This is a genomic window from Microbulbifer sp. YPW1, assembly GCF_013367775.1.
Classification (GTDB): Bacteria; Pseudomonadota; Gammaproteobacteria; order Pseudomonadales; family Cellvibrionaceae; genus Microbulbifer.
This window is the reverse complement of record NZ_CP055157.1, coordinates 3,901,293-3,920,111: the sequence shown is the minus strand read 5'-3', so window position 1 is coordinate 3,920,111 and position 18,819 is coordinate 3,901,293. Positions and strand designations below refer to the sequence as shown.

The 18,819-nt window shown below is 58.2% G+C and carries 16 protein-coding genes; 6 read left to right on the top strand and 10 right to left on the bottom strand.

Annotation, left to right across the window (positions count from 1 at the left end):
• The first annotated feature begins 11 nt into the window (after positions 1-11).
• Together fdhD and HUW35_RS15895 are read left to right on the top strand one after the other, a co-directional pair.
• Complete coding sequence (gene fdhD / locus HUW35_RS15900; RefSeq protein WP_181253204.1) at positions 12-860, top strand: formate dehydrogenase accessory sulfurtransferase FdhD; 849 nt, start codon at positions 12-14, stop codon at positions 858-860.
• Positions 857-3,190, top strand: coding sequence for an FdhF/YdeP family oxidoreductase (locus tag HUW35_RS15895; protein WP_181253203.1), 2,334 nt, complete (start codon positions 857-859; stop codon positions 3,188-3,190). The genes fdhD and HUW35_RS15895 overlap by 4 nt, the downstream gene beginning before the upstream one ends.
• A 21-nt stretch (positions 3,191-3,211) precedes the next feature.
• Here HUW35_RS15895 and HUW35_RS15890 read toward each other — a convergent pair whose 3' ends face one another.
• Positions 3,212-4,609, bottom strand: coding sequence for a sensor histidine kinase (locus tag HUW35_RS15890; protein ID WP_181253202.1), 1,398 nt, complete (start codon positions 4,607-4,609; stop codon positions 3,212-3,214).
• A complete protein-coding gene (locus tag HUW35_RS15885; RefSeq protein WP_181253201.1) occupies positions 4,606-5,274 on the bottom strand; it encodes a response regulator transcription factor in 669 nt (222 codons plus the stop codon). Before HUW35_RS15885 ends, HUW35_RS15890 begins: the two co-directional genes overlap by 4 nt.
• Positions 5,275-5,490: 216 nt before the next feature.
• Here HUW35_RS15885 and HUW35_RS15880 point away from each other — a divergent pair, with 216 nt between their 5' ends.
• Positions 5,491-7,029: a SulP family inorganic anion transporter gene (locus HUW35_RS15880; RefSeq protein ID WP_219932607.1), complete on the top strand. Its 1,539-nt coding sequence runs from the start codon at positions 5,491-5,493 to the stop codon at positions 7,027-7,029.
• Positions 7,030-7,084: 55 nt separating this feature from the next.
• Here the strand turns inward: HUW35_RS15880 and HUW35_RS15875 are convergent, their stop codons facing one another.
• The 7 genes from HUW35_RS15875 to HUW35_RS15845 form a co-directional block, all read right to left on the bottom strand.
• Complete coding sequence (locus tag HUW35_RS15875) at positions 7,085-7,600, bottom strand: hypothetical protein (protein WP_181253200.1); 516 nt, start codon at positions 7,598-7,600, stop codon at positions 7,085-7,087.
• Positions 7,578-8,039 (bottom strand): GNAT family N-acetyltransferase, encoded by a 462-nt coding sequence (locus tag HUW35_RS15870; RefSeq protein WP_219932606.1) that lies wholly within the window; start codon positions 8,037-8,039, stop codon positions 7,578-7,580. Before HUW35_RS15870 ends, HUW35_RS15875 begins: the two co-directional genes overlap by 23 nt.
• Positions 8,040-8,050: 11 nt before the next feature.
• Complete coding sequence (locus HUW35_RS15865) at positions 8,051-9,253, bottom strand: cupin domain-containing protein (RefSeq protein ID WP_181253198.1); 1,203 nt, start codon at positions 9,251-9,253, stop codon at positions 8,051-8,053.
• 41 nt (positions 9,254-9,294) lie between these two features.
• On the bottom strand, positions 9,295-10,668 hold the full coding sequence (gene purB, locus HUW35_RS15860; protein WP_181253197.1) for an adenylosuccinate lyase: 1,374 nt from the start codon (positions 10,666-10,668) through the stop codon (positions 9,295-9,297).
• Between the two features lie 85 nt (positions 10,669-10,753).
• A complete protein-coding gene (hflD, locus tag HUW35_RS15855) occupies positions 10,754-11,389 on the bottom strand; it encodes a high frequency lysogenization protein HflD (RefSeq protein ID WP_181253196.1) in 636 nt (211 codons plus the stop codon).
• On the bottom strand, positions 11,386-12,591 hold the full coding sequence (mnmA, locus tag HUW35_RS15850; RefSeq protein WP_181253195.1) for a tRNA 2-thiouridine(34) synthase MnmA: 1,206 nt from the start codon (positions 12,589-12,591) through the stop codon (positions 11,386-11,388). Before mnmA ends, hflD begins: the two co-directional genes overlap by 4 nt.
• 282 nt (positions 12,592-12,873) lie before the next feature.
• Positions 12,874-13,530 carry a pseudouridine synthase gene (locus tag HUW35_RS15845; RefSeq protein ID WP_181253194.1) on the bottom strand — a complete coding sequence of 219 codons (657 nt, stop codon included), beginning with the start codon at positions 13,528-13,530 and terminating at the stop codon, positions 12,874-12,876.
• A gap of 220 nt (positions 13,531-13,750) precedes the next feature.
• Between HUW35_RS15845 and icd the strand changes: the two genes are divergently transcribed.
• Positions 13,751-15,001, top strand: a complete 1,251-nt coding sequence (gene icd / locus HUW35_RS15840; RefSeq protein ID WP_181253193.1) for an NADP-dependent isocitrate dehydrogenase — start codon at positions 13,751-13,753, stop codon at positions 14,999-15,001.
• 318 nt (positions 15,002-15,319) lie between these two features.
• On the opposite strand, the gene cspD is transcribed toward icd, so the two are convergent.
• Positions 15,320-15,610: a cold shock domain-containing protein CspD gene (gene cspD, locus HUW35_RS15835; protein WP_181253192.1), complete on the bottom strand. Its 291-nt coding sequence runs from the start codon at positions 15,608-15,610 to the stop codon at positions 15,320-15,322.
• A 351-nt stretch (positions 15,611-15,961) separates the two neighbouring features.
• On the opposite strand from cspD, the gene clpS reads away from it, so the two are divergent.
• Together clpS and clpA are read left to right on the top strand one after the other, a co-directional pair.
• Positions 15,962-16,363, top strand: a complete 402-nt coding sequence (gene clpS, locus HUW35_RS15830; protein WP_181253191.1) for an ATP-dependent Clp protease adapter ClpS — start codon at positions 15,962-15,964, stop codon at positions 16,361-16,363.
• A 125-nt stretch (positions 16,364-16,488) separates the two neighbouring features.
• Complete coding sequence (gene clpA, locus HUW35_RS15825) at positions 16,489-18,774, top strand: ATP-dependent Clp protease ATP-binding subunit ClpA (RefSeq protein ID WP_181253190.1); 2,286 nt, start codon at positions 16,489-16,491, stop codon at positions 18,772-18,774.
• The last annotated feature ends 45 nt before the right edge of the window (positions 18,775-18,819 follow it).

Here is an 18,819-nt window from a genome sequence, read left to right as displayed (position 1 = left end):
GATAGATGGTTATGATTGATAGCAGCGAGCAGAACGACGAGCAGTACCTGCTGCTCGAAGAAGCCGGGGCACCGGTCGCGGCCCGGCAACCGCTGGCCGAGGAAGTGGCGGTTGCTTTTTGCTACAACGGCATCAGCCATGCAGTAATGATGGCGTCCCCCGGTGCACTGGAAGATTTCGCAGTGGGGTTTAGCCTCACCAGTGGTGTTATCTCGCACCGCGACCAGCTTCTGGATCTCGATATCAGCCTGCAGGAAGACAGCGTCGTCCTGGATATGACACTCAATCAGCGCACCCTGAATCAGCTCAAAATTTCGCGCAGGACCATGGCTGGCACCAGCAGTTGCGGCCTGTGTGGTGTCGACGCGCTTGCCCAGGCACTGAAGCCCGTTCCCCATTCGGCTCGTATAAACTTCAATCAGTTGCCGCCCGCAGCGCACTTTTCCGATTTGCGTGCGCGTTTTCAAAATGCCCAGCAACACCTGCAATCCAGTGGCGCTATGCACGCAGCGATTTACGTGGACGAGCATGGCGAGACGCGATTCTGCCGCGAGGATATCGGCCGACACAATGCGCTGGACAAATTGATCGGCGCCTGTGTGCGTGAGGGCTTCGGCCTGCAAAACGGCTTCGTTGCCATCACCAGTCGCTGCAGCCTAGAGCTCATACAGAAATCCATGTGCAGCGGGGTGGGCACCCTGGTCAGCCTCGCGTCTCCATCAGATATGGCAGTACGCTGGGCGCGAAAATACTATCTCAATTTGCTGCACCAACCTGTCCAGGGGCCCGCGCGACTTTATAGTGGCCGCGGATTAGGCCGCGGGCCAGAAGCCTATTCACCCGCCGGGGTATCTCAATGAAAACACCTGTTGACCGATTCCGCTTTCGTCCTTACAAGAAGCCCGCGGCGGGTTGGGGCGCATTGCGCAGCGTCGCCCATGCCTGGCTCGACAGCCGCCAACCGTTCAAAAACCTGCGGGCCATGCTGCAGACCAACCAAAACGGCGGCTTTGACTGTCCCGGATGCGCCTGGGGGGAGGCGCCAAAGGAAGGGCATATCCGCTTCTGCGAAAACGGCGCCAAAGCGGTGAACTGGGAGGCATCCGGGCGCGGAGTCGACCGTGAATTTTTCGCCCGCCACAGCCTGAAAGACCTGCTCGCCGAAGATGATTACTGGCTGGAGTACCAGGGGCGTCTGACCGAGCCCATGTTTTACGATGGCGAGGGCGCGCATTACCAACCCATATCGTGGGATGAAGCGTTTGCCCTGATCGCCAGCCACCTGAAATCGCTGGAGACTCCGGACCAGGCTGCCTTCTATACCTCCGGTCGCGCCAGTAACGAAGCGGCATTCCTGTACCAGCTGTTTGCCCGCGCATTTGGCACCAACAACCTGCCTGACTGCTCGAACATGTGTCACGAGGCCAGTGGTGTCGCGCTCAAGCAGAGTATCGGCACCGGCAAGGGCACGGTGACCTATGAAGATTTTGAAAAGGCGGAGGCGATATTCGTTATCGGCCAGAATCCGGGCACCAATCACCCGCGTATGCTTGAGCCTTTGAGTGAGGCGGTAGAGCGCGGGGCCCAGGTGGTGGTATTGAATCCCCTGCGCGAACGGGGCCTGGAGCGGTTTCAGGCGCCCCAGGATCCGGTACAGATGTTGACCGGTGGCGAAATGGCCCTCAACACCGCGTATTTGCGCCCGTCGCTGGGTGGAGATATGGCGGCGATCCGCGGTATCGCCAAGTTTCTATTCCAGTGGCAGGACCAGGCAGACCAGGGCGAATCCACGGGCCCGCTAGACTTGGAGTTTATTCACGAACACTGTGCTGGCTTCGAGGACTACCGCGCCCAGGTCGAGGCGACGTCGTGGGACGAAATTCAGTCGTTTAGTGGACTTGAGAAAGACGAGATCGAGCGCGCAGCGCATATTTACTGCCGCAGCAACGCCACCATCATCTGCTGGGCCATGGGTGTTACCCAGCACCGTCACTCGGTAGCCACGATTCAGGAAATCACCAACCTGCAGTTGCTGCGCGGGCAGGTCGGTCGCCCGGGTGCCGGGCTCTGCCCGGTGCGCGGGCACAGTAATGTACAGGGCGATCGCACCATGGGCATCGACGAGTGCCCATCTGCAGCGTTTCTCGACGCCCTGGAAGCGAGGTTTGATTTCTCAGCGCCCCGGTCGCACGGCTACAACGTGGTGAAAACCATCGAGGCGATGCTCGCCGAAAAAATTAAGGTGTTTATTGGGCTCGGTGGCAACTTCGCCCAGGCGACACCGGATAGCACCCGCACCCACAGTGCACTGCGTAATTGCGATCTCACTGTGCAGATCAGTACCAAACTCAATCGCAGCCATCTGGTTACCGGCAAGAAGGCGCTGATCCTGCCGTGCCTGGGCCGTTCCGACATCGATCAGCAGCACAGTGGGCCGCAGGCGGTGACCGTGGAAGATTCCTTCAGCATGGTCCACGCCTCCTACGGACAGCTCAAGCCGTTGTCCCCGGAAATGCGCTCGGAGCCCGCGATTATTGCCGGGATTGCACAGGCCGTGCTGGGTAGCAGGCCGGTGCCCTGGATTGCGCTTGCGGAAGATTATCGGCGCATCCGCGAGTTGATTGCGGACGTCATACCGGGCTTTGAAAACTTTGAAGAAAAGCTGCAGGCGCCGGGTGGGTTTTACCTGCAAAACCCGGCCGGCAAACGACAGTGGAATACCGCAAACGAGAAGGCGAATTTCTACAGTCACTCACTGCCAGCACCCCTGCCGCAAGAGGTGCTGACAAAAATCGGCAAACGCGGTGCGCGCAATGCCGATCTGGTGCTGCAGACACTGCGCTCCCACGATCAATACAATACGACCGTGTATGGCCTGAACGACCGCTATCGGGGCGTGAAAGGGGAGCGCCATGTGCTGTTTGCGCATCTGGAGGATATTCATCGCCTCGGCTTTGCCGACCGCCAGAAGGTGGATATCGTTTCCCTGTGGAGTGACGATGTGGAACGCCGCGTATCGGGTTTTACCCTGATTGCCTTCGATATCCCGAAGGGACAGGCGGCCGCCTATTACCCTGAGGCAAACCCGCTGGTACCGCTGGAGAGCTACGGTTTGGGTAGCTATACGCCCACGTCAAAATATATTGCGATCAGGCTGGAACCGAGTACCGCGCCTGAACGGATCATTTGACGGGCAGTTTGCTGTCGCTGTTCAGGCCGGTTTTACCGCTGCAGGAAAAATACAAACGAAGCAGGCACCGCTGGTATCTGGTGCCTCCTGCAGTTCTACCGAGGCTCCGTGGGCAAATGCAATTTCTTTCACAATGGCGAGCCCGAGGCCACAGCCTTCACCGGAAATTTTTGAGCGAAAAAAACGCTCAAAAATCTGTGGCCAATGCTCGCGGGGAATACCCAGGCCATCATCCTTGACTGTGAGTCGAATCCTGCCGCTTACTCGCTTGAGCTCCACCCACACGTTACCGCCTTTCGGCACATACAGAATTCCATTCTCCATGAGGTTCCATACCAGTTCCCTCAGCAGGAAGTATTCCCCGGAGACCTTTAAAGTCTCCGGGGGTTCGCCACTGAAATCCTGGTGCACTTTAACGTCACGGTCGCGGGCCAGTTCGCGCAGGCTTTCCGCCGCTTCGCGCACCACGCTATCCAGTGCGACCGGTTCATTGCGCAGCCCCCGTCCAGATGCGGTTTCCGCGCGGGCCAGCTTCAGCAGCTGGTTGTTCAGGTGCGTCATGGCGTCGGTGGTCTGGCAAATGCGTTCCAGTGCCTGATGGGCGGTATCGATATTCTGCTCCCGCAAGGCCAGTTGTGCCTGTAGCTTGATCCCCGCTAGCGGGGTTTTCAGCTGGTGGGAAATGTTACCGATAAACTGTTCTCGAGCACTGAACGCGTCATCGAGCCGCGCCAGCAAATGGTTGGTGTTGTCGATTACGGTGCGGACTTCTTTCGGTGCGGGCGGTGTACTGATGGGCGTCAAATCCCGCGGGGAGCGGCTTGCGAGCTCCTGGCTGAGCCTCAGTAGGGGACGAATACCCCGGCCGAGGGCGAACGCCACCACCAGCAGTGCGACCACGATCATGGCAGCCTTGGAAAGAACCACCTCCAGCATCAATGTGCGCGAAGGGGGGATGCGTTTATGCAGGGTTTCCGCGACGCTAACCACCGCGCTGTCACCGGGGGATTCGGCGTTGGCGAGCAGGGTAACGCTGCGTACCCATTCGCCTCCCAGTTTCACGTTAGTGAAAACAGGCCCACGCTCCAGTGTGGAGGTTTTCAGGCTTACCCAGGCTTTATCTTCCCCCCCGAGTACCCGTCCATCGAGGGTGGAGACGCGGTAAAAAACCTCGTCCAGTTCATCCCACTTGAATACTTCAATGGCGGCCTCGTCCGCATGCAGTACGAGTTTCCCGTTTTCCCGGCGGACTTCCTGGGCAAGAGAGTAGGCCGAGTCCAGCAACCAGCGGTCGAACACCTGGTTTGTGACATGCAATCCGATACCGAAGGTGATCAGCATTTCGATCAGCAGCAGGACAAAGAGTGGCCCACCGACCAGTAGCAGCAGCAGAGAACGGAGGTCCAGTCGCGTGTTCAACCGGCGTTCTCCAGCACGTAGCCCGCACCGCGCTGGGTGCGGATGGCCAGTCCCGACTCCTTGAGGCGACGGCGCAGGCGGTGGACGTACACTTCCACCGCATTATCGCCAACCTCATCGCCCTCGCGGCTGAGCCTGTGCGCCAGCCGTGCTTTGGTAACCACCTTGCCGGCGCTCAACGCCAGGATTTCAAGGATTTCATATTCCCGTGCGGGTAATTCAAGCCGCTCTCCATTAAGTGTCGCGGTGCGCTGGAAAGGACTCAGCTGCAGTGCACCCAGGCTGACTTCGTCGGTCGAGAGGTTGTGGCTGCGTCGCAGTAGTGCGCGGATGCGAGCCTCTAGTTCGCGCAAGTCGAACGGCTTTTCCATATAGTCATCGGCCCCCTGATCCAGGGCCAGTACCTGCTGCTCCACACCATCACGTGCAGTCAGTACCAGGACGGGGACGCGGCTCTGACGCGCGCGGACCCAGCGGAGCAATTCCAGGCCGTCCATATCCGGTAGTCCCAGATCGAGAATAATCAGGTCAATATCGTTGGCCCTGAGCAGGCCTTCCGCTCGTGTGCCATCGGGTGCGTGCAGCACCGTATAGGCATTCTGTTGTAGCGCCTGCAGCAGCCCCATGGCGATCAGTGGGTCATCTTCTACCAGCAATACGTTCATGTGTTCGGGATTTAGTAAGACTCTAGTTGTGCGAAAGATACACGATTCTCGGGACATGTACCTGACTTATGGGACATTCTGTTATCTGTCGTCATGAAAGGTTGCTGAAAGCACCGACTCGTATTCTCCCGCCCCCTGCGCCCGTGGCTGAATTGCCGCTTACGGCCGCAGTTTTGTCGATCACATTGACTGTTTCGTTGTACAGGAGTTGCTGGTGTGGACTTGCAGAATCTGAAAAAGGACATTCCCGCGAGTGTCGTAGTATTTTTTGTTGCGCTGCCCTTATGTCTCGGCGTGGCGCTGGCTTCAGGCGCGCCTCTATTTTCCGGCCTGATCGCCGGTATTGTCGGCGGTATTGTCGTCGGTGCGGTCAGCGGTTCGCGCCTCGGTGTATCCGGTCCGGCGGCGGGGCTTACGGTCATCGTACTGAGTGCGATTGAGACCCTGGGGTCATTCGAAATATTTTTGCTGGCAGTGGTGCTCGGTGGCCTGATGCAGATTCTGCTGGGCCTGTTGCGAGCTGGCATCTTTGGCTACTTCTTTCCGTCGTCCGTGATCAACGGCATGCTCACGGGCATCGGTCTTATCATCCTGCTGAAGCAAATCCCCTATGCATTTGGCCTCGCGGAAGGTGCTTCCATAAGTGACGGGGTCTTGCCTTTGCTGAGCGCCGTGCATCCGGGGGTGCTGGCCATTTTCGCGCTCTCCCTGGGGTTGCTCATCGCGTGGGAGACACCTCTGGTAAAGCGGTCGCGCTGGCTGGCGATGGTGCCTGGCCCGGTGGTCGCGGTACTCTCAGCTGTGCTGCTGTCCATGGTGTTTGCCAATTCCACTGGTCTGGGTCTGGAAGAGTCGCATCTGGTCAGCGTACCTGTCGCTTCAAGTTTCAATGAATTCGTGGGTCTGTTTACGCTGCCCGATTTCTCCCAACTGGGGAGTCCGCTGGTATGGACCGTGGCGGTGACCATCGCGGTGGTGGCGAGCCTGGAAACGTTGCTCAGCGTCGAAGCCATCGACAAAATGGATCCCCTGAAACGTACTACACCGACTAACCGGGAGCTGGTGGCGCAGGGCGTGGGTAATTCCTTCTCCGGCCTGATTGGTGGCCTGCCGGTGACCCAGGTGATCGTGCGCAGCTCGGTCAACCTGCAGACTGGCGCGCGCTCCAAGGCGTCCACCATCTGTCACGGCCTCCTGCTGCTGGTATGTGTGGCGACCCTGCCTAGCTGGCTGAATATGATTCCGCTGGGCGTGCTGGCTGCGGTGTTGATCCTCACCGGTTACAAGCTCGCCAAGCCCGCGCTGTTCCGCAAGATGTGGGACAGCGGTATGGAGCAGTTCCTACCGTTTGTGATTACCGTGCTCGGTGTGCTGTTTACCGACCTGCTGACAGGCGTCGGTGTCGGCATGGTTGCGGCGATTTTCGCGCTGCTGCGGCGCAACTATCTCAACTCCCATTTCCTGCACAAAAAGCAGGATACGGAAGAGGGGGATCGCATTCGCATCAACATGCAGTTGGCTGAAGAGGTCACCTTCCTGAACAAGGGCGCTATCCGGAAAGAGTTGAGTGAAATTCCGGATAACGCCCACGTGATTCTCGACAAGCGAAACTGCGTCTATATCAATCACGATGTCGCTGAAGCCATTGCGGACTTTATCGATACCGCATCGTCCCGCGGAATCGATGTGGACGTGATTGAGCGTCAAAATGTCGTGCCGATCTGGGATGCGCGCAGGTTAAAAGAGGTCGCGTAAGGAACAGAAGAGGGCGGCGCTGGATTTGCGTGGCCACGGCCAGGGAAGGCCGGTGTTACAGCAGCAAGCGCTTTAGTTCGGGATCCGGGCGGGCGTGAAGCCAGGCCTGGTCAAAGATATCCTGTAGCTGCCTGACCCTTACCGGGTTTTCCGCGTGGTAGGAGCCCACCCACTTTTCCAGGTCGGTTTTCTGCAGCACCTGGTCGCGATCGGCGAGGGCGAATTCCCAGTCGGTGGCTTCACTGGTCGGCTGGATTTTCTTCAGCTCTATACGGCTGCTTAATCTCTGTACCAGGGGCAGTACCCGGTGAGGGTGACGCAAGAGCGGGGCGCTGTCGGTAATTAGAAGCTGAATGCGTGCGTAGCGGCTGCTGCGGGCAAATTCCGATAACGCCTGTACTGTAATCGGGTCGTTGTACAGGGCTCTCGACAGGCTCTGGGAGTAGATGCGCAGGTGGCGACGAGCCGTGCCAATCAGCTGCTGGAGCGCTTCGCGGAAACTATCCTCGTCCGCCAGTTGAAGCGCCTCCGTATTTGCCGCCTGCCGCTTACCGGTTGCAGTCGTCGGCATTCTCGCAGGGTTCCTTTTCACTCAGGGTAAGGTCCATGCGTACGTGCGGAATATCCGCTTCCATGAACTCTTCCCCCGTTACCGCAAACCCGGCCTTTTCGTAGAAGGGGATCGCCTGCACCTGGGCGTTAAGGTACACGTTTTTCTGACCGGAAACCCGGGCAAACTTGCAGATCCGGTTGAGCAGTTCCAGTCCGGCACCCAGGCCGCGCGCGTCCTTCAATATGGCCATGCGCCCGATCTTGCCGCCGCCGGTGAGGCGGCCGGTGCCGATGGGCTTGTTGTGGTGGTAGACGAGGAAATGTTGTGCGCTTTCCTCGTGTTCGTCCCACTCGAGATCTTCAGGGACATTCTGTTCTTCGACGAATACCTTTTGGCGGATACCGCGAATGGCTTCCCGATCCGTCTGCCAGTCGGCGAGGCGTACAAACAGACTCATCAAACATTCTCCTAGTCATCTGCATCCGTGTCGTCGGACTCCAGCGCTTCAGGGTAAATGAGACTGCCCTGAGAAACCAGCTGGTCGAGCAACCCGTTACTGGCAGCCAACTCGGGATAGGCATCTACGTCACTCTGGTCCAGTGCGTGCGTATTGCAGAAACCCTCGGCAAACAGCAGCGGGGCGGGGAAGGTCTCGCCGTCGATGAACAGGCTGGCAGGCTCGCGACAGAATGCGCAGCGGGAACCTGGATTGAGTACCAGGCTCCCGCCATCGGCCAGATGCTCTCGCCAGTCTTCCGCGGAGCCGGCATCCAGGGCGATGGTGTCGGGATATTTCGCTTCCGTCATGATAGCGCCGAACCACTGGGCGATATTCTGTGGCTGTTGCAGCCACTCTGCCAGGTGGCGCTGCACCCGGGCGACGGTCTGCTGATCGATTTCCGACGGATTGACCGGCAGTTCCAGATCGGGGTCGCTGTAGCGGTAGTGATCTGGCAGGCCCGCACCCAGCTCTGCGGCCAGGTCCTCGAGCATGGTGCGCGCGGAGGGCGCGCGGAAACCGACAGAAATAGTGGTGCAGCCGCCTTCAGCAATACCCCAGTGGCTGAACTGGGGCGGCAGGTACAGCATGTCGCCGGGCTCCAGTAACCAGCTGGCCTCAGCATCGAACTCTTTGAGTATGTTCAGGGGTGTACCCTCGACACGCGGGCTGCTGGCGTCGGCTTTCGGGCCCAGGTGCCAACGGCGGTTGCCCTCGGCCTGGAGCAGGAACACATCGTAGAAGTCGTAGTGTGGACCGACGCTGCCCTGGTCAGCGGCATAGCTGATCATGATGTCGTCGAGACGCCAGTCCGGAATAAAGCGGAAGTAGTCCTTCAGATCGGCGACTTCCGGAATCCACTGGTCCACGGCCTGAATCAGCAGGGTCCAGTGTGTTTTCGGCAGGTTGAAGAAATCTTCCTCGGTGAAAGGGCCGGTGCGCAATTGCCAGGGGCCCTCGATACCGTTCTCCTCGATCAGGCGAGATTCGATTTCTTCTTCCAGTGCCATCCCGGCCAGTTCCTCTCCTGAAATGGGAGAAACAAAGCCGGGAAAGGCGTTGCGGATCAGCAATGGCTTTTTCTGCCAGTACTCCCGCAGGAAGGTTTCCACCGGGATGTCGCCAAGGTGGGTCAGAGGTTCAACGGAATGGCGCTGGCCTGACTCGGTCATGGCGATATCTCCCGGATTGTTGGTATTGAACTGGCGCGAGGTCAGATGTTTTTGGCTTGTGCTACTGCGTTACCGATATAGCTCGCCGGCGTCATCTCGCGCAGGGCCTGCTTGGCTTCTTCCGGCATCTCGAGACCATCGATAAACACCGCCAGGGTTTCCTTGGTGATACCCTGGCCGCGGGTGAGCGCCTTGAGTTTTTCGTAGGGCGCTTCGATGTTGTAACGGCGCATAACGGTCTGGATCGGCTCGGCGAGTACTTCCCAGGCGTTGTTCAGGTCTTCCTCGAGACGCGCGCGGTTGATCTCCAGCTTGCCCAGACCTTTCTGGGTGGCGGCGTAGGCGATTACCGAGTAGCCGGCACCAACGCCCATATTGCGCAGAACGGTGGAGTCGGTGAGATCGCGCTGCCAGCGGGAAACGGGCAGTTTCGCCGCCAGGTGCTGGAACACGGCGTTGGCGATACCCAGGTTGCCTTCGGAGTTCTCGAAGTCGATGGGGTTCACTTTGTGCGGCATGGTGGAGGAGCCCACTTCGCCGGCCACCACTTTCTGCTTGAAGTAACCCAGGGAGATGTAGCCCCAGATGTCGCGATCGAAATCGATCAGGATGGTATTGAAGCGCGCAATCGCATCGAACAACTCGGCGATATAGTCGTGCGGCTCGATCTGGGTGGTGTAGGGGTTCCAGGACAGGCCGAGGGAAGTTACGAATTCTTCCGCGTTCGCCTGCCAGTCCACATCCGGGTAGGCAGAGAGGTGGGCATTGTAGTTACCCACGGCACCATTGATTTTGCCGAGCAGCTCGACTTCGTGGATCTGCTTGATCTGGCGACGCAGGCGCGCCACAACATTGGCGAGTTCTTTACCGACGGTGGTCGGGCTCGCAGTCTGGCCATGGGTGCGGGACAGCATCGGAACGTCGGCGAATTCCTGCGCGAGACGGGCGATTTCACTCACGATCTGGTTCATTGCTGGCAGCAGCACCTGATCGCGACCTGCACGCAGCATCAGCGCATGGGACAGGTTATTGATGTCTTCGGAAGTACACGCAAAGTGGATGAATTCGCTTACAGCGAGTAGCTGCTCATCGCTTTTCACTTTTTCCTTGAGGAAATATTCGACCGCTTTCACATCGTGGTTGGTGGTGCGCTCGATTTCCTTGATGCGCTCAGCATCTTCAATGCTGAACTGGGCAACGATGTCGTCGAGGATCTGGTTGCTGTTGCCGGTAAAGGGTTGCACTTCGGCAATCTTTTCATGGCGGGCAAGCTGCTGCAGCCAGCGAACTTCCACCTCTACGCGGGCACGAATCAAACCGTACTCACTGAAAATGTCGCGCAGTGGGGCAGTCTTGCTTTCGTAGCGTCCATCAATGGGGGAAACCGCGGTAAGTGCGGATAGCTCGACGGTCATTGTGTCTCTCCGGTATTGAAATCCAGCCGCTGAAACGAACAAATGTAGGAAGCGGCGGCAATCTTTGAAAATCAGTCTTAAGGAATCAGTGTTCCAGTGATTCGTACTTGGACACCAGGGCGTCCATCGCTGCAATCAGTTTTTTACGCTGGAACAGCAGGTGTAATCTGCGCCCGCCCAGCTGTCTCCACAGGGTGGCGGAGCGTACACCGGCGAACAGCATGGTGCGAATCTGGTTGGCGATGCGCTGCTGCTGCAAGAAATTAAAGTCACCCAATACCTGAATACGAAAACGGAAGGTGCTCAGGGTATCGCTATAGATGCTCGCCAGATTGGCGTAGACATTCTCGTGGCCGATGCCGAAGTGATCCGACTGCAACTGCGCCTTTTCCAGCCGGTTGCCAATGATCGACAACAGGTCCGGCTTTTTCGCCAGTTGGCGTTGCAGATAAAGGATGGAAAGCACGTAGCGCAGGCAGTCGGTGTATTCCGGATGGCTGCGGGTGGCAAGCAGTTGTCGTGCACCGCGCAGGCCGGGCAGCAATTTCTCCACCCCGCCGAAAACGTCTTCGGTGGTTTCCGGGTTCTGCTGAAACAGGCTGTAAACAGCGGTTTCCATCTGCTCAGCAGGCGCCGTGCCGGTTTTCGCCAGCCGCTCTACCAGAATTGCCGCCTGAAATACCCCGGCCAGTGCCAGTGCCTGGTCTCGCCAATTACTCAAGAGTTGCTCCCTGCAGCCTGTTTCTTTCTGGTTTGGTGCGGGTCGACTTCGCCCACACCGGTAGCCTGATCGATAACCGCGCCACCGAGGCAATAATCGCCGCGATAGATCACCACCGATTGTCCGGGGGTAACCGCGCGTTGCGGCTCGTCAAAGGCGATCGTGATACGGCCCCCATCTTCCACCGTAATCAGGCAATCCTGATCTTCCTGGCGATAGCGGGTTTTGGCCGCCGCGCGGAATTCCTGGGCTGGCGCAGTGCCATTGATCCAGTGGGTCTGTGTGGCGGTCAGGCCGGTCGAGTAGAGCAGGGGATGGTGCTTGCCCTGCGCCACGAGCAGTACGTTGCGGTCGAGGTCCTTGCCCACCACGTACCAGGGCTGGTCTCCAGCACCTTTGACGCCACCGATCCCAAGCCCCTGGCGCTGGCCGATGGTGTGGTACATCAGGCCGCTGTGCTGGCCCATCACCTCGCCCTCCGGGGTCTGCATTTCACCGGGCCGGGCGGGCAGGTACTGTTCCAGGAAGTCTTTGAAACGGCGCTCGCCGATAAAGCAGATGCCGGTGCTGTCCTTCTTGGTGGAGGTGATAAAGCCGTTCTCTTGTGCAATACGGCGGACTTCCGGTTTCTCCAGCTCGCCGAGTGGGAACAGGGAGCGGGCAAATTCGGCCTCGCCAACGGCGTGCAGGAAATAGCTCTGGTCTTTGTTGTTGTCCAGGCCTTTTAGCAGGTAGGTGTGTCCGTTCTCATCCCGCCGGCGCGCGTAGTGCCCGGTGGCGATGGCGTCCGCGCCCAGCATCTGCGCGTATTCGAGGAACACCTTGAACTTGATTTCGCGGTTGCACAGGATGTCCGGGTTGGGTGTGCGGCCAGCCTTGTATTCGGCGAGGAAATATTCGAACACGTTGTCCCAGTATTCGGCCGCAAAGTTCGCTGTATGCAGTTTGATACCCAGGCGCTTGCAGACCGATTCCGCGTCGGCCAGATCCTGGCGCGCGGTACAGTATTCGGTGCCGTCGTCCTCATCCCAGTTCTTCATGAACAGGCCTTCCACCGCATATCCCTGCCGCATCAGCAGCAGCGCGGCCACGGACGAATCCACACCGCCGGACATGCCGACGATCACGCGTTTGCCCGCGCCGTTGGCGCCTGGGCTGGAATCCGTAGAGTTGGGGGACACAGACAAATCCGAAACTGTCATGAAATACCGGTTGTTACAGTGAGGGGTGCCGGGGGATTGCAACCCGGTGGGCACCGTGGTCATTGCCGCTGGGCTGGAAAACGGGGGCGCATTTTACCTGTGAAAGCGTTAACTGACCAATTTGCAGTAATCGTCCCATTGGCCCGCCATCCGGGCCAGTGCGAAAAACGCCGCCAGACTCCTACTTCAGCCTAGCTCCCCAGCCCCCAAATTACCGAAAATGGGCCGCATAATTGGCCCAATCAACTCTCACGGCGCAGCTTGTTGGCAGCGCGCGGGTCTCTATCGCCTGTTGCGCGGCTTTCCCGCCGTGCGGCCCGGGGGGCGGCTGCGCTGCTTTCTTGAGGATTCGCCCGGTCGCGTGCGGCCACCTTTGCTCGCCTGCCCCTGTCGCGGGAGGTGTACGGTCTCCTCCCGTTGCTCGCCAGGCCCGAGTCCCTGCAGGGTCCAGTTGCCAATAGCCCAGCGCACCAGGCGCAGGGTAGGGTGACCAACCGCGGCGGTCATCCGACGCACCTGGCGATTGCGCCCCTCGCTGATGGTGAGCTCGATCCACGAGGTTGGGATGGACTTGCGCTCGCGAATGGGCGGAACCCTGGGCCAAATGACGGGTTCCTGGATCAGGCGCGCCTTGGCCGGTGCGGTACGCCCGTCTTTCAGTGTTACCCCGCGGCGCAATTGCACCAGGGCATCTTCCCCCACGTCACCCTCGACCTGGGCCCAGTACACCTTGGGCAGCTTGTTGTCCGGATGTGCAATCTGGTGCTGCAGCTTGCCATCGTCTGTCAGCAGTAGCAGCCCTTCCGAGTCGAAATCAAGGCGACCGGCGGCGTAGACTCCCGCCTTCCTTATGTAGTCCGACAGCGTGGGCCGCCCGTCGGGGTCGGTGAATTGACACAGGACGCCGAAGGGTTTGTTAAACAGGATCAATTGGCTCATGTCGCAAGTGTTGTCATGCCGCTGTCGTGTTTTCGTTGTAATCAAACTACAAAATTGGGTGGATGCTGATATAATCCCGCCGATTTTTAGCTGGCTCGGCGTATGCAAAGGCGCAAACAATGAGCAGCAACCAAGACCGGCAGTGGATATTCGGCGCATTATGCCGGTTTTCCACCTATAAAGCCGGACGTTTAGTCAAAGAGTTACGGGAGTCAACTTAATGGGTCATATCCAAGTGCCGGCGAACGGCGAAAAAGTTACAGTCAACGCAGATGGTTCTCTGAACGTACCGAACACCCCGATCATTCCGTTCATCGAAGGTGACGGCATCGGCGTGGATATCACCCCGGTAATGCGCAAAGTAATCGACGCTGCCGTCAGCAAGGCGTACAGCGACGAGAAGTCCATCGCCTGGATGGAAATCTTCTGTGGCGAGAAAGCAGCAGAAACCTACAGCGGCGACTGGTTCCCGGCGGAAACCCTGGAAGCCATCAAGGAATACGTTGTCAGCATCAAAGGCCCGCTGACCACGCCAGTAGGCGGCGGCTTCCGCTCCCTGAACGTTGCCCTGCGCCAGGAGCTGGACCTGTACGTATGTCAGCGTCCGGTGCGCTGGTTCAGCGGTGTACCTTCTCCGGTCAAAGAGCCGAACAAGGTAGACATGGTGATCTTCCGTGAAAACTCTGAAGACATCTACGCTGGCATCGAGTGGAAGGCTGGTACTGACGAAGCCAACAAGGTCGTCAAGTTCCTGCAGGACGAGATGGGTGTTAAGAAGATCCGCTTCCCGCAAAACGTTGGTATCGGTGTTAAGCCGGTTTCCGAAGAGGGCACCAAGCGCCTGGTGCGTAAAGCGCTGCAGTACACCATCGATCAGGATCGCGACTCCCTGACTCTGGTGCACAAAGGCAACATCATGAAGTTCACCGAAGGTGCTTTCGCAGACTGGGGTTACGAACTGGCCCGCGAAGAGTTCGGCGCGCAGCCGATCGACGGTGGCCCCTGGTGCAGCTTCAAAAACCCGAACACTGGCAAGGAAATCGTGGTTAAGGACGTGATCGCCGACGCCATGCTGCAGCAGATCCTGCTGCGTCCGGCCGAGTACGACGTAATCGCCACCCTGAACCTGAACGGTGACTACCTGTCCGACGCACTGGCCGCTCAGGTCGGTGGTATCGGTATCGCTCCGGGTGCCAACCTGTCTGACGACGTTGCTCTGTTCGAAGCCACTCACGGCACCGCACCCAAGTACGCCGGTCAGGACAAAGTGAACCCGGGTTCCCTGATTCTGTCTGCAGAGATGATGCTGCGTCACCTGGGCTGGAACGAAGCCGCTGAGCTGGTTGTTAAGGGTATGGAAGGTGCTATCGAAGCCAAAACCGTAACCTACGACTTTGAGCGTCTGATGGACGGCGCAGACCTGAAATCCTGCTCCGAGTTCGGCGAGGAAGTTATTAAGCACATGGCTTGATAATCGGCGAATGAAAAAGCCCCGCATCAGCTTGATGCGGGGCTTTTTTTTTGCCTGAATATCCGTATCAGCGCTTGCTTTACGGCCCGTGGGCACTCTCAGTACCGGATGGGGTCTCAGCGCTATCGACATTAAGGGTAGGTGGCACGGGGGTGCCAATGGTCGGGCGAGCGGATTTCTCTGAAATGATACTCAGCTGGTGTCGGCCGCAAGCTTTCAGGGGCGCAACAGGGCTCCCGGTCCAAATTGCGCTTGCGACAAATCCTCCTGGCTGCAGTGCTCTGTCCGGCACACGCCAGGGCGCGCCGGCAGAGTCGCTTAGTCCAGCGCTTCCTCGGTCTCTTTTTCTCTTACCGATTGCGCTGGGGATGCAGATGCAGGCGCGGGTGAGCGACTGCCCTCAGCAGTGGCAACACTGATATTGGCAGCGTGGTAGCCTTTGTCGCCCTGAATGATATCGAAGTTGACCTGCTGGCCAGCCTTCAGGGTGCGGTACCCCTCCATCTGGATGGCGGAGTAGTGCGCGAAAAGATCCTCTCCACCCTCGTCAGCGAGAATGAATCCATATCCCTTGGCGTTATTGAACCACTTAACAGTACCGGTAGGCATGGCGAAATCCCTCTAATATTGCCGGGGCGACTGCTGGCCGCCTTACATGTATCGTTATTGTTATCGCGCTTCATGCGCTTCTTTGTTTGTACAAAATCATTTGTACGACTATTAGCTAGTGCCTCATCACCGCGTTGGCGCGGTTAATACCTCTTGTAGCCAAGACACCGCCCCTTGTCAAGGAGGGCAGTTGCCCCGGACTGTGCTGATACCTGATTGAGGTTACAATGTGCGCTTGCCAAATTCACTGCGGTGGCCGGCGCGAGCCCTTTCGAGAGGCTGATTCCTCGACGATAGTTGCGGGGGCGCCAGCACTGTGAACCGTTTCCGGAACTCTGATTGACTAGCGCTATGGGAAAATCACAAATCATTAAACTACACTCGAACGAAGATGGCGGCGGAGATGATTTCTACCTTCACGGGGCAGATGGGGATACCGCACTTGCCGAGGCCAAGCCGCGGCTAAAGCGACCGCCTATGTACAAGGTGGTCATGCTCAATGACGACTACACCCCGATGGAATTTGTTGTCGAGGCTCTGGAGCTTTTCTTCTATGTAAATCGTGAGCGCGCCACTCAACTTATGTTGCAGGTACACACTAAGGGAAAAGCGATCTGTGGTGTCTATACTCGAGATATAGCGGAAACAAAGGCCGCGCAGGTTAATCAGTTCGCACGGGACAATGAACATCCCTTACTTTGCGAAATTGAGGCAGATGAGGACGACGAAAACGGCGAGGAGGAGGGAAGTTAAGGACTACCGCCGCCTGTGGCAGTCAGGCGTGACTTTTCCGGCCGGGTATCCGGCAAAAAATCAGGAATGCCGGGTGTTTTTCACTACAACCCGGATGACATTGGCCAGTAAGGTTTGAGGTTTAGATGCTCAGCAAGGATTTAGAGGTAACGCTCAATCTAGCGTTCAAAGGTGCACGGGCGAAACGCCACGAGTTTATGACCGTTGAGCACCTGTTGCTGGCGCTGCTGGACAATGAATCCGCGGCAGATGTTCTGCATGCCTGTGGAGCTGACCTCAGCGCACTGCGCCGAGAGCTGCTTGAGTTCGTTGACTCTACCACGCCACTTATTCCTGAAAATGACAGTGAGCGGGAAACCCAGCCCACACTGGGGTTCCAGAGAGTACTGCAGCGCGCGGTATTCCACGTTCAGTCATCCGGCAAGAAAGAGGTGACTGGTGCCAACGTTCTGGTTGCGATTTTCTGTGAGCAGGAAAGTCAGGCCGTCTACTACCTCAAGCAGCAGAGCGTCGCCCGTATCGATGTGGTGAATTACATCACCCACGGTATTTCCCGCGTCAGTTCCGGCGGCAACAATACGCACAACAGCAGCCCCGATCCTTCGCCCGAGCAGGTGGATGAAGATCTCGGCAGCACCGCGGAGCCAGGCGGCTCCGACCCTCTCGAAAGTTACGCCACAAACCTCAACCAGGAAGCGATACTTGGTCGAATTGACCCTCTGGTTGGCCGCGCGCCGGAGGTAGAGCGGGTAACCCAGGTACTGGCGCGCCGTCGCAAAAACAACCCGCTACTGGTCGGTGAGTCCGGCGTAGGTAAGACCGCAATCGCGGAGGGACTCGCCCGTCGAATCGTAGATGGAGAGGTGCCAGAGCCGCTGAAAGAAAGCACCATTTATTCCCTCGATCTCGGCTCTCTGCTGGCAGGCACCAAGTACCGCGGCGATTTTGAAAAGCGCTTCAAGGCGCTGTTGGCCGAGCTGAAAAAGCGCGAGCACGCAGTACTGTTTATCGATGAAATTCACACCATTATTGGCGCCGGCGCAGCTTCCGGCGGCGTGATGGATGCGTCCAACCTGCTGAAGCCACTGCTGTCCAGCGGGCAGCTGCGTTGTATTGGCTCTACGACGTTTAACGAATACCGCGGTATTTTTGAGAAAGATCGCGCACTTTCCCGTCGATTCCAGAAGATCGACGTGCACGAACCTTCCGTCGAAGAAACCGTGCAGATTTTGCAGGGGCTCAAAACCTGTTTTGAAGATCACCACAAGGTGCGTTTTACCGATTCGGCCCTGGAGGCCGCAGCGCACCTCGCTAACCGGCATATCACCGAGCGTTTTTTGCCAGACAAGGCCATCGATGTGATCGATGAGGCCGGCGCCTACCAGGCGCTACTGCCGGCGGACCAGCGTACCGACACAATCTCTGTGACCGAGATTGAAAACGTCGTGGCGAAAATGGCCCGTATTCCCGCCAAAAGCGTTTCTGCTTCCGACAAGGCGGCGCTGGCGAAGCTGGACGAGAACCTCAAGATGGTGGTGTTCGGCCAGGATCAGGGAATCGAGGCGCTCAGCACCTCGATCAAGCTGGCGCGCGCTGGTCTGGGTGCGGAGGAGAAGCCCATTGGCTCCTTCCTGTTCGCCGGTCCTACGGGTGTCGGTAAAACCGAACTCTGTCGTCAGCTGGCCCAGGTAATGGGCATCGAGCTGATTCGTTTCGACATGTCCGAGTACATGGAGCGCCATACGGTTTCTCGCCTGATTGGCGCCCCTCCCGGGTACGTAGGTTTTGACCAGGGTGGCCTGTTGACCGATGCAGTGACCAAGCACCCCCACAGCGTGGTGCTGCTCGACGAGATCGAAAAAGCCCACCCGGAAGTATTCAACTTGCTTCTGCAGGTAATGGATCACGGCACTCTGACCGACAACAATGGCCGCAAGGCAGACTTCCGCAATGTGATTCTGATCATGACCACCAATGCGGGCGCCGAAGTTATGAGTCGTCGCTCTATCGGTTTTGCCAACCAGGACCACAGCAGTGATGGAATGGAGGAGATCAAAAAGATGTTTACTCCCGAATTCCGCAATCGACTGGACAGCATCATTCAGTTCGGCTCGCTGGATATGGAAGTGGTCAAAACCGTGGTGGACAAGTTTATTGTCGAACTGCAGGCGCAGCTCGATGAGTCCAGGGTTACCCTCGAGGTGGACGATGAGGCCCGCGAGTGGCTCGCGGTCAACGGCTACGACGAGAAAATGGGGGCGCGACCCATGGCTCGCCTGATTCGCGAAAAACTGCGCAAACCGCTGGCGGAGGCTGTGCTGTTCGGGGATCTGTCGGAAGAGGGCGGCAAGGTCGAGGTGACTGTGGAGAACAATCAACTCAAGATCTGCACGGCGATGCCAGTACACTGAGCACCGGCCGCCGGTGAAAGCCGGATCTCACGCAAACGAAAAAAG

Coding starts and splice junctions, on each gene's coding strand:
- fdhD (WP_181253204.1), top strand. CDS start 12: ATGATTGATAGCAGCGAGCAGAACGACGAGCAGTACCTGCTGCTCGAA.
- HUW35_RS15895 (WP_181253203.1), top strand. CDS start 857: ATGAAAACACCTGTTGACCGATTCCGCTTTCGTCCTTACAAGAAGCCC.
- HUW35_RS15885 (WP_181253201.1), bottom strand. CDS start 5,274: ATGAACGTATTGCTGGTAGAAGATGACCCACTGATCGCCATGGGGCTG.
- HUW35_RS15875 (WP_181253200.1), bottom strand. CDS start 7,600: ATGCCGACGACTGCAACCGGTAAGCGGCAGGCGGCAAATACGGAGGCG.
- HUW35_RS15870 (WP_219932606.1), bottom strand. CDS start 8,039: ATGAGTCTGTTTGTACGCCTCGCCGACTGGCAGACGGATCGGGAAGCC.
- HUW35_RS15865 (WP_181253198.1), bottom strand. CDS start 9,253: ATGACCGAGTCAGGCCAGCGCCATTCCGTTGAACCTCTGACCCACCTT.
- purB (WP_181253197.1), bottom strand. CDS start 10,668: ATGACCGTCGAGCTATCCGCACTTACCGCGGTTTCCCCCATTGATGGA.
- mnmA (WP_181253195.1), bottom strand. CDS start 12,591: ATGACAGTTTCGGATTTGTCTGTGTCCCCCAACTCTACGGATTCCAGC.
- HUW35_RS15845 (WP_181253194.1), bottom strand. CDS start 13,530: ATGAGCCAATTGATCCTGTTTAACAAACCCTTCGGCGTCCTGTGTCAA.
- icd (WP_181253193.1), top strand. CDS start 13,751: ATGGGTCATATCCAAGTGCCGGCGAACGGCGAAAAAGTTACAGTCAAC.
- cspD (WP_181253192.1), bottom strand. CDS start 15,610: ATGCCTACCGGTACTGTTAAGTGGTTCAATAACGCCAAGGGATATGGA.
- clpS (WP_181253191.1), top strand. CDS start 15,962: ATGGGAAAATCACAAATCATTAAACTACACTCGAACGAAGATGGCGGC.
- clpA (WP_181253190.1), top strand. CDS start 16,489: ATGCTCAGCAAGGATTTAGAGGTAACGCTCAATCTAGCGTTCAAAGGT.